Source organism: Vibrio sp. 99-8-1, from assembly GCF_013114595.1.
In the GTDB taxonomy this organism is placed as follows: Bacteria; Pseudomonadota; Gammaproteobacteria; order Enterobacterales; family Vibrionaceae; genus Vibrio.
On sequence record NZ_VTXE01000017.1, the window covers coordinates 16,375 to 30,367 of the forward strand.

At 42.0% G+C, this 13,993-nt stretch carries 11 protein-coding genes; 8 read left to right on the forward strand and 3 right to left on the reverse strand.

What is annotated here, in order from left to right; genetic code table 11:
* Window positions 1-62 precede the first annotated feature (62 nt).
* The 6 genes from F0227_RS11275 to nhaD all read left to right on the forward strand — a co-directional run bounded on the left by F0227_RS11275 (window position 63) and on the right by nhaD (window position 7,854).
* The gene (locus tag F0227_RS11275; RefSeq protein ID WP_171753307.1) at window positions 63-1,544 is read left to right on the forward strand and encodes a hypothetical protein; all 1,482 of its coding nucleotides are present in this window, start codon (window positions 63-65) and stop codon (window positions 1,542-1,544) included.
* Window positions 1,537-3,120 carry a GGDEF domain-containing protein gene (locus F0227_RS11280; RefSeq protein WP_171753308.1) on the forward strand — a complete coding sequence of 528 codons (1,584 nt, stop codon included), beginning with the start codon at window positions 1,537-1,539 and terminating at the stop codon, window positions 3,118-3,120. The genes F0227_RS11275 and F0227_RS11280 overlap by 8 nt, the downstream gene beginning before the upstream one ends.
* A 208-nt stretch (window positions 3,121-3,328) precedes the next feature.
* A complete protein-coding gene (locus F0227_RS11285) occupies window positions 3,329-3,715 on the forward strand; it encodes a DUF3302 domain-containing protein (RefSeq protein ID WP_171753309.1) in 387 nt (128 codons plus the stop codon).
* A complete protein-coding gene (locus F0227_RS11290) occupies window positions 3,715-4,845 on the forward strand; it encodes an HlyD family secretion protein (RefSeq protein WP_171753310.1) in 1,131 nt (376 codons plus the stop codon). The genes F0227_RS11285 and F0227_RS11290 overlap by 1 nt, the downstream gene beginning before the upstream one ends.
* Window positions 4,846-5,079: 234 nt before the next feature.
* Entirely contained in the window at window positions 5,080-6,102 is a 1,023-nt protein-coding gene (locus F0227_RS11295; protein ID WP_171753311.1) for a diguanylate cyclase, read from the forward strand.
* A 309-nt stretch (window positions 6,103-6,411) separates the two neighbouring features.
* Complete coding sequence (nhaD, locus tag F0227_RS11300; RefSeq protein WP_171753312.1) at window positions 6,412-7,854, forward strand: sodium:proton antiporter NhaD; 1,443 nt, start codon at window positions 6,412-6,414, stop codon at window positions 7,852-7,854.
* A 77-nt stretch (window positions 7,855-7,931) separates the two neighbouring features.
* Here nhaD and F0227_RS11305 read toward each other — a convergent pair whose 3' ends face one another.
* On the reverse strand, window positions 7,932-8,183 hold the full coding sequence (locus F0227_RS11305) for a DUF3081 domain-containing protein (RefSeq protein WP_171753313.1): 252 nt from the start codon (window positions 8,181-8,183) through the stop codon (window positions 7,932-7,934).
* A 291-nt stretch (window positions 8,184-8,474) separates the two neighbouring features.
* Between F0227_RS11305 and F0227_RS11310 the strand changes: the two genes are divergently transcribed.
* Window positions 8,475-9,332, forward strand: coding sequence for a glycerol kinase (locus tag F0227_RS11310; RefSeq protein ID WP_171753314.1), 858 nt, complete (start codon window positions 8,475-8,477; stop codon window positions 9,330-9,332).
* A gap of 103 nt (window positions 9,333-9,435) precedes the next feature.
* Here the strand turns inward: F0227_RS11310 and F0227_RS11315 are convergent, their stop codons facing one another.
* Window positions 9,436-9,792: a YibL family ribosome-associated protein gene (locus F0227_RS11315; RefSeq protein WP_171753315.1), complete on the reverse strand. Its 357-nt coding sequence runs from the start codon at window positions 9,790-9,792 to the stop codon at window positions 9,436-9,438.
* A 272-nt stretch (window positions 9,793-10,064) separates the two neighbouring features.
* Here F0227_RS11315 and F0227_RS11320 point away from each other — a divergent pair, with 272 nt between their 5' ends.
* On the forward strand, window positions 10,065-11,729 hold the full coding sequence (locus tag F0227_RS11320) for a methyl-accepting chemotaxis protein (protein ID WP_171753316.1): 1,665 nt from the start codon (window positions 10,065-10,067) through the stop codon (window positions 11,727-11,729).
* A 721-nt stretch (window positions 11,730-12,450) separates the two neighbouring features.
* On the opposite strand, the gene putP is transcribed toward F0227_RS11320, so the two are convergent.
* Window positions 12,451-13,944 carry a sodium/proline symporter PutP gene (gene putP, locus F0227_RS11325; RefSeq protein WP_171753317.1) on the reverse strand — a complete coding sequence of 498 codons (1,494 nt, stop codon included), beginning with the start codon at window positions 13,942-13,944 and terminating at the stop codon, window positions 12,451-12,453.
* Between the last annotated feature and the right edge of the window lie 49 nt (window positions 13,945-13,993).

Consider the following 13,993-nt stretch of genomic DNA (forward strand, 5'->3'; position numbering starts at 1 on the left):
CTCAACGAAACTATTCATATAATGAATTGTTTGTTTATATGTCAACATCATGGACTTAGCCTTTGGACAAAGCTCACACATTACTCGAAAATGAATTAGAGCAGCTCGCTTCCCGTTATGAAGTGGAGCCTGAAACTGTTTTGGTTATTGCCAAGCAATGTTTAGGTAAAGCCGACCAAATACTTTATCCCGAAGGCGGAATTAAAGCCTGCATTATTATGTCTCGCTGTTACTGGCATATGATGGATTACTCTCAAGGGTTAAAATCCATCAAAGAAGCTCTAATTCGCCTCAACCGGTTAGACACCGATCTTTTTCTTCCTGAGATTTTGCATGTGCATGCGATGCAGTTTTGGGGACAAGCAAAATACTATTCCGCACAACAATTTTGGATCAATGCCCTTGAACAAGCTGCGCTTGTTGGCGAAACCATTATTGAAATTGAATGTTTGATTGGCCTTGGTAATGTTTGGCGAGTCACTCAGCAGCACAAATTGGCGATGTCCACACACAGCTTGGCCGTCAATGTTGCCAATAATGCCCGTATCGATTGGCTAGAAGGTAAAGCAAGTATCTACCTTGCTAAAGATTATTATCTTCTCAATAACTACATTGAAATGTACTCCACGTTAGACAGCGCAGAAGAAGTACTAAAACACAATTCCCATAAACAGTGGAAAGCGGAGATATGGGATCTTCGAGGTTTAGCATTACTCGGTTTAGAGCGTCTAGATGACGCAGAGATTGCCACCGTTAAAGCGTATAATCTGGCGATTGATAACGACCTGACTTGGATTAAGACACAAGCATTTATTAGCCGAGCTCGGTTAGAGCTTATCCGCAACAATCTCGACAACGCCAAACAGTTTTTAAGTGATGCGGAAGCTGCTGCAAAGACATTTAACGATGATGACCTACTGTCTCAAATCTGTTTCCAACAGTCAGCAGTGGCAGAAAAACAGGGCAACTTTGAAGGCGCACTCAAAGCGTTTAAAAAATACCGTCATCATTCCATTACCCAATTGAAAGAACAGACCAACAGATTAAGCCTAGATAAAGCACGAGCTTCAAAACGTCAACTTGATCAACGCGCCCGTAAGCTGATTAACCGCATACGTCGCCAAGTAGAATTTCATCACGGCGATATTGGTTACTCTAACCTTGTTTCTGAAACCTATTGGTGGGAACAGTTGGTTCTGTTCAAGAGTGAATTAACGGCATCTACACATGCTGTTATCTTGATTAAACATGCCAATCCAGCCTATTTAGAGGTCTGTTTGGAGCTCTCTCAATGCTTGTGTAATAGGGAAGATTTAATTTCGCGTATAAGTGAAGATAGAGTGGGACTATTGGTGGCGGTTAAAGATGAAAAAGCCAAACAGTTATACCAATTTATCAATCAAACGCTCAACAACTACCCATGGGAAAGACGTGGCTTAGCACAAGATAGACCGCTGGTTGAACTGCACGATATTCTTACTTTCCCATTCACTCTAGAGCAACTCGATGAGTTAAATCAACACGTGGATAGCGAACATGGATAAACTTCTCAGTAAAGTATCTGATGCGGGTCTCGACCCTTCTTCGGTTTCTGGAGAAGAAGCCATTATATTCTGGGATCACATACTGCAACACATTGCCACTTCACAGCGTGAGAAGGCATATTGTTACCTCATCAGTGCCGAATACCGCAGCCAACTAAACCAAAACAGCCAGTCCATCGATGAACTTAAAAAAGCGTTGGATTTACTTATACTGCCGGACAACGTAGAAGAGATTATTACTATACGTAGTAGCTTAAGCGCCCGACTGGTGGAGTCAGGACTCTACACCGAGGCGCTACAAGAGTTCGTTGATCTCTCTTCTTTAGCGGTAGAGTACAGCTTAATTGATGAATACGCCCAAGCGGTACTAGGTATGGGGAGTCTTTGCGATGCCTACGGTGACCATGCGAAAGCACTGCGCTACTATCAAAAAATTGACGGTATTGATCACGCTTTAACCAGCCGTTCTCTACGTCTCAACTACAAGTTAAATATGGTGGCGTGTCTCATCTCTTTAAATAGAGTGAATGCAGCCAGAGAACTGTTAGCTGAGTGCGAAGAGTTGAGTATTCTGGTCAGTGACAAAATTCTGGCAGGACAAATTGTTCTCTATCAAGCGCAGTTAGAACGACGAGAGAAAAATTACCATCAAGCATTAGTGACACTGACCAAAACCCACTATTTGGTCAACCGCCACCACGCTTATTGGCTTGCAAATATGCTGCGCTTAGAGCAAGCAAGAAACCTAACTGAAATTGGTAAAGTTGAGCTCGCCAGTATTATTTTACAGAGCACGACTAAGAAAATCCGTACCACTTCATCACCACTGCTGTTACAAAAACTGTACGATTCATTAAGCCGTGTGTTTATGAATCAAGGTCAGTTTCAGCAGGCTCTTACCTTTGAAAAAATGGGTTACAGAGTCTCAACGGATCTGATCAAGAGCATTCCTATTAGTGACCTCGGCGCTCATCAATTACGTAGACTTTCTAGATTTGAGTTACAACTTAAACTCATTATGTCTGAGCAAGAGAACAAAGAGCTAAAAGAGACCACAGAAAATCAAAAAGATACCGTGGCCAAACTGCAACAAGATGTCTTCACCGATCCTTTAACCTCACTACACAACCGTCGTTGGATGGAGGTGAAGCTAAAAGATCTGCTGTTGCATGATACGCCTTTTGCTTTCTTGGTTATCGATATTGACCACTTTAAATCCATCAATGACGAGCTTAGCCACTTGGTAGGAGATAAGGCGATTGTTAATGTCTCCCAAGAGCTGAAATCTCACTTCAAATTCAAAGGCGCATCCTGTGTCCGATTTGGTGGGGAAGAGTTCTTAGTGATACTGGAAAATGCCAACCTCGATCGAGCTCAAATGCACGCCGAACACTATCGGGAACGTATTTATCAATATGGCTGGAAAGAGGTGCTTGGTGAACGTGGATTAACCGTAAGTATTGGCGTAACAATGCATATGGACGGTGAAAATACTCAGCGTACCTTCTACCGGGCAGATAAAGCCTTATATCGCGCCAAAGCCAACGGACGAAATCAAGTCTGCGTTGAAGAGTAACGCTTCCCTAATCAGCTAAACAGCACTGAAAAGAACAACCGACACCACTCGTGCGGCAGACGACTTTATACCACTTGGCTATATTGTTTGCTAAACTGAAAATCATGGTTCGATTTAACGTGCTGTTTTAACATCACTCTTTCACCTTTATTTGTGAAATTGTCTTTGCTTTAGCGCACGCCCATCTACTTTAAGCAAGGATATGCTTATGTTTCTAGATTACGTTGCGCTTGGCCTTCTCATCTTTGTCGCACTGGTTATGTTTTATGGCATCATTGTTATACATGACATCCCATATGAAATATCTAAAGAACGCAATCACCCTCACCAAGACGCCATTCATGTTGCTGGATGGGTCAGCTTATTTACTTTACATGTATTGTGGCCATTTCTTTGGATTTGGGCGACTCTTTGGCGCTCAGACAGAGGTTGGGGGTTTCATAAGTTAGAAGAAGAACAGCTGGATACAAACCATAAAATCACGCTACTTTCAGAGCAAGTTTTGCAGTTGGAAAAAGAGGTGAACGCGTTAAAGTATCAAGTCAGCAAGCCATCAGATAACCGCGCTGAACCTTCAACAGAAGGAGACGCATAATGGAAACATTACTTGTCTTAACCTACACCGCGTTTTGTGTCGCCATTTTCAAAGTTTTTAAGATACCACTAAACAAATGGACGGTTCCTACCGCCGTACTTGGGGGAGTAGCTCTGGTTGGCTCAATGGTGCTTGTGATGAACTATAACCACCCTTTTACCCATATTGGTGGACAGATCTTTAACACCACTCCTATCGTCAGTAGTGTTAGGGGGAAAGTGGTTGAGGTTAATGTCGTTGCTAACCAGCCTTTAAAAAAGGGAGAGGTACTTTTCAAAATAGATCCCACCCCATTCGAAGCAGAAGTGGTCAACAGAACAGCGGCACTGGTTGCCTCGCAACAAAATGTATTACAGCTTGAGTCCGTTTATAAAGCCGCACAAGCTACCGCAATTAAAGCAACCGCGGAGAGAGACAAAGCTCAGCGAGAATATCAAAGGTACCAAAAAGGCTTTTCTAGAGGGGCATTTACTGAACAACAAGTCGATACCAAACAACAAAGTTACAAAGCCGCACAAGCCTCTTTGGAGGCAGCGCTTGCTAATCAAAATCAAGCTGAATTGGCGTATACATCAGAAATTAATGGTGAAAACACCTCTGTTGCTCGTGCCAAAGCGGCACTTACACAAGCGCAGTTCAACTTAGACGAAACTACCGTCTATGCGCCTACAGACGGTTACGTCTCTCAATTGGCTTTAAGGCCTGGGATGATGGCGGTTCCTTTGCCTTTGGCCCCAGTGATGACCTTTGTTCATACCGAAGACAAGTACTATGTGGGCGCATTTAGACAAAATGCCTCCCAGCGACTTAAACCTGGATTTGAGGCGGATTTCATCTTTCGTGCATTACCCGGTAAAACGTTTAAAGGAGAAGTGGTCGAGTTAATTCCAGCCATTGCAGAAGGACAAATACAAGCACGAGGAACCTTATTAGGAACTAACGCGCTTAACACTCAAGGTCGACTAATGGTTAAGTTACGTATCCTCGATGATATCTCATCATTTAACTTACCACTGGGTAGCGCAGCTGAAATCGCAGTGTACTCTCCGCATTTTGAACATGTTTCTGTCATGAGAAAAATACTTATTCGAATGAAAAGCTGGCAAAACTACCTTTATGTCGATCATTAATGCGACTAAGTAGTGAGCGAAAATGATGTTTCTAACGGCAGCCATGGCTGCCGTTGTTTAAAGCACCAGCAATCGGCTGCAAAAAAGGCCGCGAAAGGCCAACAGACCCTAGCAGTACCGAGCCAAATCAAAAAATATGCAAATTAATTGAAAACTAATAGGAAACTCTAGAATAAATTCGCTACCATTAAACAAGCACATAAAAAAACCATACACATAGACTCTGGTTACGTAATGACAAACGAAGATTTTCAGAAAGCAGCAGAAAACTTACGCAAAGCTGTTCCCCTAATGATAAAAAATCAGGTGCCAACGACGCCTGAAAATTATGCATTGTGGTACACCTACGTTGCAGAAACTCAACCTGAACTGAATCAAGAACTCAACAAAATTATCGAAGAGTATGGTTTGTGCCTGCCTAGTCATAGCGAAGGTTTATACAAAACCTACATAGCAAGCCAAACCGAAGCAGATGTTCAGGAACTACGAAATAATCTCGAGATCCTGATAAACGAAATTTTCATGTCAATGAAAGACACGTTGGCAGACACCAGTACTTTTCAGAACAATATTGAGAAAAGTCTTACCAATTTAGAAGCCATGGAAGAAGAAGGCATTACGTTTGATGAGCTGCTTTCACTGGTGAGAGGCTTTGTTGCACAATCAAAAGAGATTAAACACTCAACACAGTATTTTAATAACCAGCTAAGTACCGCCAGTGAAGAGATTTCAACGCTGAAAAAAGAGTTGGAAAAAGTGCAGCGTGATGCTCTGTACGATAGTTTATCTAGCTTATTAAACCGAGGAGCTTTTGATAGAGATATCGCTTCGTTTTGCAGCTCTGGTGAGTCCCACCCACTCTGTTTGATTTTAATTGATATCGATAGATTTAAAAATTTAAATGATCAGTATGGCCATGTATTTGGAGATATGGTGATCAAAGCTATTGCAAGAAGACTTCAGTTACACTGCCGAGATGGCATCGCAGCTTATCGTTACGGTGGCGAAGAGTTTGCATTGTTGGTTCCCAATAAATCACTTCGTATTGCACGCCAATTTGCCGAAACAGTACGTCGCTCCATTGAAAAAATTTCCGTTAAAGATAAGCGATCAGGAAAACAGGTAGAAAATATTTCAGCCTCTTTGGGTGTCGCTGAGTTTGTTGAGGAACAGAACCCTATTGCTCTTATTGATAGTGCCGATAAGCAACTATATAAAGCGAAGAGCTTAGGTCGAAATCGCGTCATGCCTTTATAGGACAACGCAACTTGATAGTTAATTAACGAGCGGCTTGCCGCTCGTTTTTATTTTCCCTTTCGTTTTTTTGCGTCAGATGCCCCATAAACCGATCATCAATTTTACAAATTATCAACAAATCTGCTCTACTATTAGCCAACAAGATAATAATGACCCGTTTTAAAATGAGCCCACCAAGCGTCAATGCCGCTGTCTGTTTACTAACATTTAAGCAAAGATATTAGCGTTACTTGGTGTAGTTCACACAACTTATAAATCGGGTTTACTAAAATAATGTTAAACGTCTATTTTCGAAGGATTGAAAATTACATGAAACTAACACGCTGTTTTTTAGCAATATTACTCAGTTTATTCTCTACTACCGTTTTTTCCTCAACCATTGACAATCTGCCCATCCCCGGACTGACTCAATCTACCATTGGTTACGCTTCTTTATTGGTCTTTACCCTGGCATACGGACTCGTTATGGCAGAAGAGTACCTCCAGTTAAGAAAGTCCAAACCGGTACTATTGGCCGCCGGCATTATTTGGATAATGATTGGCTATGTATACCAGCAACATGGTCAGACAGAAGTCGCCAAACAAGCTATCGAACACAATTTATTAGAATATGCAGAACTGTTGCTCTTCTTGCTGGTGGCAATGACTTACATCAGTGCTATGGAAGAGAGGCGAATCTTCGACTGTCTTAGAGCTTGGATGGTCGGTAAAGGGTTTAACCTTCGTTCACTATTTTGGATTACCGGCATTCTTTCATTTTTTATCTCTCCTATTGCTGACAATCTAACCACGGCACTATTGATGTGTGCGGTAGTTCTCAAGGTAGGAGGCAATAACGCCAAGTTTATTAATTTAGCCTGCATCAATATTGTTGTAGCGGCAAATGCGGGTGGGGCTTTCAGTCCATTTGGAGATATTACAACGCTAATGGTTTGGCAGGCAGGCTTAGTCTCATTTTCTCAATTTCTCTCCCTATTCGTGCCCTCTGTTGCTAACTATATTGTGCCAGCGATTATTATGTCGTTCTTTGTACCAAAAACTCAGCCAGAAGCCATACATGAGTACGTAGAAATGAAACGCGGTGGTAAGCGCATTATAGGGTTGTTTTTGTTAACCATCGCCACTGCGGTCTGCTTCCACGGCTACCTGCACTTCCCACCGGTTATCGGCATGATGATGGGATTGGCCTACTTGCAGTTTTTCGGCTTTTTCTTGCGTAAAACATTACCCGCATCTATTGCACGCAAAAGAGCAAAAGCTGTTGCCGCACACGATGAAGCGGCCCTAAAACGATTAGGGTCTATCATACCTTTTGATGTGTTTAGACGAGTCTCTCACGCGGAGTGGGATACCTTACTGTTCTTCTACGGCGTCGTTATGTGCGTAGGGGGGTTGAGTTTACTTGGCTATTTAAATCTAGTCTCTGAAGTGATGTACACACAATGGGATCCTATCTGGGCGAATATCGTTGTTGGTGTCCTTTCTGCCATTGTCGATAACATTCCGGTGATGTTTGCGGTACTCACTATGCAACCAGAGATGTCATTAGGTAACTGGCTACTGGTGACCTTAACGGCAGGTGTAGGGGGTAGCTTGCTCTCTATCGGTTCAGCCGCCGGAGTGGCATTGATGGGCGCAGCTCACGGCAAATACACCTTCTTTGGCCACCTAAAATGGATGCCAGTGATTGCGCTAGGTTACGCGCTCAGTATCGTTGTCCATCTGCTATTGAATCAGACGGCTTTTTTGTAGCGACAGGTCTTCCTTTCACAACGGAACATAAGTACTCATTCAATTGAGCTGGCACAGCCACAAAAAGTAGAGGTCGGTTATTTACTTAACGCCTCTACTTTTTTTAGAAAGCTATCCCGTAGATGTTCTTGGTCATACTCAAGGTGATAGGTGTTATGAAAACCCACTGTTAACTCCACACCATTGCCACGCATAAACACATTGTAGCCATCATAATCTGAGCACGCTTCTACACCTTCGTAGATCTTACCAAACTCTGTCGGTGTACCGTTATCCATCACCATTTCATAGGCTTTAAGGACTTTGCTTGGATCCAGTTCGTTCTTCATAATAGGCACCTTAGATGTATAATCTCACTATAAGTATGGTAACTATTAGCCAGTTGGCAAATGTAGCCTGACCATTGTTAAACGACAAATGGTAAAGTTATTCAAATAGCATCAAGGATGCGTGCTCAGGGAAGATTGCGAAATTCAATATAATCTGTGCTAGATTGGCGGTTAGGGTCAAATGATCATACTGCTAGCACACTTGTTCAGAGTCCCTTAAAAGCAACGTTTGTGAATGAATAGTCACCATATGCAATAGACTTCCGTATAGATAACAAAGAGCAAAACTCAATGACGGACAAAATTTCCACCACAGCATTAGCAAAGCAGAAAAACACCGATTCAAAAACTCTGTTTAGTCAACTCAATCAGTTGGGCTACATTGTTCGTCATAATGATAAGTGGCAACTGACCAATACAGGACTACGCTTTGGTGGTGATTATGTCGACCACAAAGAGTTTGGCTCCTTCATTGTTTGGCCAAGTAATTTGTTAATTGATACAAGCATCAGCGCAGGAGTGCGGTTAACTGCAACTCAAATTGGCGATAAATTGGGGTTAAATGCTAAAAAAATCAATCAAATACTCAATGAACTGGGCTGGATGAACAAAGAAGAGGATGGCTGGCACTTAACGGATCTTGGCGTGCAGGCAGGGGGAGAACCAAGAGAGCCCAAAAACGCCTCAAGCCAGTTTATAGTTTGGCATGACACCATTTTGCGTGACAAAAATTTTCGTCGTTCAGTCAGCGAATTTCTTGGTACAGATTCAGACACTGTATCCACAGATAAGTCATTTTCTAGTTTCCAGCAAAAATTCTCAGCGAAGCACCGAACTTCAGATGGTCATTATGTTTGTACTAAAGAAGAGATGCTCATCGATAACTGGTTATATATGGCGGGGTTAGTGCATGCTTACCAACGAAAACTCCCCATTGAAGAAGAGTTATACTGTAATTTTTATTTACCCTCTGGCCGTGTCTACATTCAACTATGGGACAAAACACAAACAGAGATAAGTAGAGAAGCGGTTTTAGCCATCTATCATCGCTATAACTTCAATATTATTGAACTAGAAAAGCATGATACCGACAACCTAGATAATATATTACCAAGCGCACTACGAACGTTTGGTGTTAAGGCATATTAATAAAAACTGAGCTGAGAGAGGGCTTCCTGCCCTATTTCACCTATTAGCCAGTGTCTCTCATCATGCTTATTGGTTTACATTACCCAAGCTAAGATAAATAGAATTAAAACGATTTTTCTGCGAAGCCTGTTACCACTTCTATCCGCAGTTCTTTACCCAGTTTAGTTAAAGGGTGAACCACAACCAATCCTTTTACTCTCTTTTTCAACTTACCTAAATCTGCTTGCTCTTCTTTAGTTAACGCTCTTTGGAACGCCATATCGGACAAGTTTTTGCGATCTTTATTTAGCTCATACTGCTGTTTGTGCTTTAGCTGATTGCGCTTTTTAGTTAGAGACTCAATCTCTTTTTCAAACTGACTAATAATAGCTCTGTCGTTTCTCGACATTGCTGCCGCCAACTTGCGCTGGTACTTGTCCAGACGATTATTAATCTGTTGAATCTCTTTGCTTATACTCATTATTTTTCACCTTATCAATTTGCCCCACATATCTACCATCAATTGCCAATAATTAACACTAATAATTGCAAATAACTGCAACAGCCGTTGAATAAATTGCAAAATCGCTCAGTGCACGCGATTCCGACCTCCACTCACAAAAACAGTAAAGATCTTATTGAAAATGCCGATACATATACATGCGATTAGTATAATGTACTAATTTTATAATCATTGTTTATTTATTGACTAAACTGATAATAAGATAACAAGTTAACTGTAGGTAAGATGTAATGAATTTAACAATAAAAGCAAGGCTCTATATTTTAGCCATACTCCCCCTACTGATTATTGCTGTAGGTACTATGTATTTCACTAATGCCGAGTTAAAAAGCTTAAACAATGCGCATATGAACTCGTCTCGTGACGGTATGATGCAGTCCAAGAAAGACGAGCTTAAATCTTATCTTGATATCGTTGATACTGTATTAACTCCTTTAAAAGCATCGAACGCTTCAAAAGAGAAAGTAATTGCTGAACTGGCAAACATCAAGTTTGGTGCCAACGGTTATATCTTTGGGTATGACTCACAAGGGGTTCGTGTATTGCTGGGGCAAAGTGATAGTGGTATCGGCAACAACTACTGGACACTTAAAGATGTAAACGGCTTCTTGTTAATTCAAGATATTGTTAAACAAGGTAAAAATGGCGGCGGCTATACGACCTATTACTTCCCTAAACCGGGCGAGGATGAGCCTTCACCTAAACTTGCTTACTCCATCTATTTGTCTCAATGGGATATTGTTGTCGGTACCGGTTTTTATATCGATGATGTAGAAACCACCCTATCAGCGATGGAAGCGGAATCGCGCTCTCTTGCAGATGGTGCGTTAGTTACTATCGCCATTGCTACCTTAGTTATTGTTATTATTGTTGCGATCTTTGCGGTAATCGTTAACCAAAGCATTATTCGTCCATTGAACGCTTTTGACCGCTCAATCGCTTCATTCGCTTCCGGTGATGCCGATCTAACTGCGCGTATGGAGGAGTTTTCTGTTCCTGAATTTACTAAGCTGGGGCACAACTTTAATCAGTTTGTAGCCAGCCTACAGTCTATTATCAAGAACGTCTCTCAAGTGAGTAGCGAAGTGGCCAATGAGACCACCAATATGTCAAGTAGAGCAGGTCAAGTAGACGGATTAGCATCTCAGCAGCGAGAAGAGACTGAGCAAGTTGCGACAGCGATGACAGAGATGACCACCACTGCGCATGAGATATCTAGCAATGCCACTCAAGCCGCAGAATCTGCCAAAGATGCTGAAGACAACTCTTCGGACGCTATGCGAATTGTTAACGCCGCGGCAAGCTCTGTTGAAGCACTTGCCGGTGATGTAGAGCAAGCCAACGAAGTGGTGTCACAGCTGGAAGGTGATGTTCAAAACATTTCCACCTCTCTTGAAGTGATTCAAGACATTGCAGAGCAAACCAACTTACTTGCTTTGAATGCAGCGATTGAAGCCGCTCGTGCCGGAGAGCAAGGGCGTGGATTTGCCGTTGTAGCAGATGAAGTTCGTAAACTGGCCAGCCGGACACAAGAGAGCACTCTTGAAATTCATAAGATGATCGAACAGTTGAAAGCGGCGTCAGACGCGGCGGTAAGCACAATGGATAAGAGTAAGTCCCGTAGTGTTCAAACCGTAGAAGAAGCAAACGCAGCAGCAACCGCTCTGGTTCAAATTCAAGAATCAATTAACGTGATTATGGATATGAACTCACTCATCGCAACCGCAACCGAAGAACAAAGCCAAGTGGGCAAAGAGATATCTGAAAGAATTGTGGTTATTTCTGATAAGAGTAGCGAATCTGCTGAGTTGGCAAATGAGAACCGTAATGGCAGTAAACAACTGAACAGTAAAGCTCAAGAGTTATCTGAACTGGTAGGTCGCTTTACAGTGTAAACCCGTATTAAGGAGTGTCTGAAAAGGCACTCCTTACATTCTCTATAGCCGTTTCGACCCTTCAGCTCTTTTCCCTTTACTTCACTAAATCTCACATCGTCATTGGCTATTAGGCTGGCACGCTTATTCTATCTAACACATCTATCCGTCTCTATTCGACCATTAACAATGGATTAGCAGTAATACGTTTTTGATAGCCTAAATGTAAAAAATCCAGATATAAATATCTGGATTTTAAAAGAGAGAATAATAAATAATAGTGTTTTTAAACGACGCCGATCTGAGTAGAGGTCGTCATTGGTTTCACGGGAGCTTCCTGCTTTATGTTCTGAGAGTTGCAACCTCGGCAAAAATACCTAGGTTCCATATCATAGTAATGATTCCCTTTGGCCACGTGACTGAAAAACTGACTGAATTTTTGCACAATTGAACTAGGAACGTCTTGGCGTCGGCACATAAGTGACTTATGTGGTGTCATCTTTTTACAATTGTCGCAAAATATATCTGGCATAAGAAATCCCTTATCACTCACTACACTATTTAGACGATTTGTCGAAAATCTGGCCAATAATAATATGATTTACATAAAAGTCTGCTATCGATCCCAAATAACCCAATAAAACTTTAACACTATTTTTCAAATATCCGAGTAACCTCACAAAAAAAGGGTGCGGCTTACGCCAACACCCTAATTTATAAGACAGTTTCTTTGACAGAACTATCAGTCTAATTCAACAAGCAGTTTCTCATACTTCTTATGTTGTTCTGCCACTTTCGTATCAACATCTTTAGAAAGTAAGCTAATGCCAACAATTGCAATGGTAGAGAAAATGATTCCCGGTACGATTTCGTAAACGTCGAACCAACCACCAGAGAGTTGTTTCCAAACAACAATGGTAATGCCACCGACCACAATACCCGCTAAAGCACCGTTACGGGTCATACGTGACCAGTACAGACTCAACAGGATTGCAGGGCCAAATGCCGCACCAAACCCAGCCCATGCATAAGAAACCAATCCTAGAACTGAACTGTCAGGATTAATCGCTAGTACCAAGGCAAAAATAGAGATCAGTACCACACCGATACGACCAATCTTAACCACCTCTTCTGATGATGCATCAGGTCTGAAGACTTGTTTATAGAAATCCTCAGCCAACGCAGACGAAGAGACCAGAAGCTGAGAATCAGCCGTACTCATGATTGCAGCCAGAATCGCCGCTAACAAAATACCGGCGATAACTGGGTGGAACATCGCGTTAACCAGCACCATAAAGATCTTCTCACCATCAGCAAGTTGACCACCTTGAGTATTGGTTACGTAAACTAAACCGACCAAACCGACTAGCATCGCACCTGCCATAGAAAGTGCAGACCAGATTACCGCGATACGACGTGCGGTTGCTAAATCTTTATTGCTTCTTGACGCTTTGAAACGAGCTAATATATGAGGTTGACCAAAATAGCCTAATCCCCACGCCACTAAGGAGATAATGGCAATAGCAGACAATGGCTCACCTTTTGAATCATCCCAAAATGTCATCAAATCAGGGTTGATAGCAATAAGATCAGATTCTAGTTGGCTAAAGCCTCCATTCATAGCAGCAATTGGTACTATCATTAGCGCCGCAGCCATTAATAGACCTTGCACTAAATCCGTCCAAGATACCGCTAAAAAGCCACCAAATAAGGTATAGGAAACCACACATACTGCGCCAATAATCACCGCAATGCTGTAGTCTAAGCCAAACACTGTTTCGAACAATTTACCGCCTGCAACTAGACCAGAACTGGTATAGAAAAGGAAGAACAACAATATGAAGAAAGCAGAGATTGTTTGAATTAGCTTAGAGTTGTCATTAAATCGACGAGCTAAAAATTCAGGAATGGTTAGCGAGTCCGTAGCGATACTGTACGTTCTTAAACGCTTAGCACTAAATAACCAGTTAGCCCATGTTCCAATTAGCAATCCACCAGCTAACCAAAATGCTTCAATACCTGCCGCATAAGCGTAACCTGGAAGTCCAAGTAATAGCCAACCACTCATATCCGACGCACCAGCAGATAACGCTGAAGGCCATGGACCTAGTGAACGGCCACCAAGAAAATAATCACTAGAACTCGACGTCCTTAAAAATGCGACATATCCAATTGCCAGCATCATGATTAGATAAGCAACAAACGTTGCTGTAATAGCAAAGCTATTCTCGATCATTAAAAATATCCTCTATATTTATCATTTTCCTTTCCCCAAATCCTTTGAG

What these genes read in the sequence shown, in the direction of transcription:
- F0227_RS11280 (WP_171753308.1), top strand. Translation starts at nt 1,537, where the DNA reads ATGGATAAACTTCTCAGTAAAGTATCTGATGCGGGTCTCGACCCTTCT.
- F0227_RS11285 (WP_171753309.1), top strand. Translation starts at nt 3,329, where the DNA reads ATGTTTCTAGATTACGTTGCGCTTGGCCTTCTCATCTTTGTCGCACTG.
- F0227_RS11290 (WP_171753310.1), top strand. Translation starts at nt 3,715, where the DNA reads ATGGAAACATTACTTGTCTTAACCTACACCGCGTTTTGTGTCGCCATT.
- F0227_RS11295 (WP_171753311.1), top strand. Translation starts at nt 5,080, where the DNA reads ATGACAAACGAAGATTTTCAGAAAGCAGCAGAAAACTTACGCAAAGCT.
- nhaD (WP_171753312.1), top strand. Translation starts at nt 6,412, where the DNA reads ATGAAACTAACACGCTGTTTTTTAGCAATATTACTCAGTTTATTCTCT.
- F0227_RS11305 (WP_171753313.1), bottom strand. Translation starts at nt 8,183, where the DNA reads ATGAAGAACGAACTGGATCCAAGCAAAGTCCTTAAAGCCTATGAAATG.
- F0227_RS11310 (WP_171753314.1), top strand. Translation starts at nt 8,475, where the DNA reads ATGACGGACAAAATTTCCACCACAGCATTAGCAAAGCAGAAAAACACC.
- F0227_RS11315 (WP_171753315.1), bottom strand. Translation starts at nt 9,792, where the DNA reads ATGAGTATAAGCAAAGAGATTCAACAGATTAATAATCGTCTGGACAAG.
- F0227_RS11320 (WP_171753316.1), top strand. Translation starts at nt 10,065, where the DNA reads ATGAATTTAACAATAAAAGCAAGGCTCTATATTTTAGCCATACTCCCC.
- putP (WP_171753317.1), bottom strand. Translation starts at nt 13,944, where the DNA reads ATGATCGAGAATAGCTTTGCTATTACAGCAACGTTTGTTGCTTATCTA.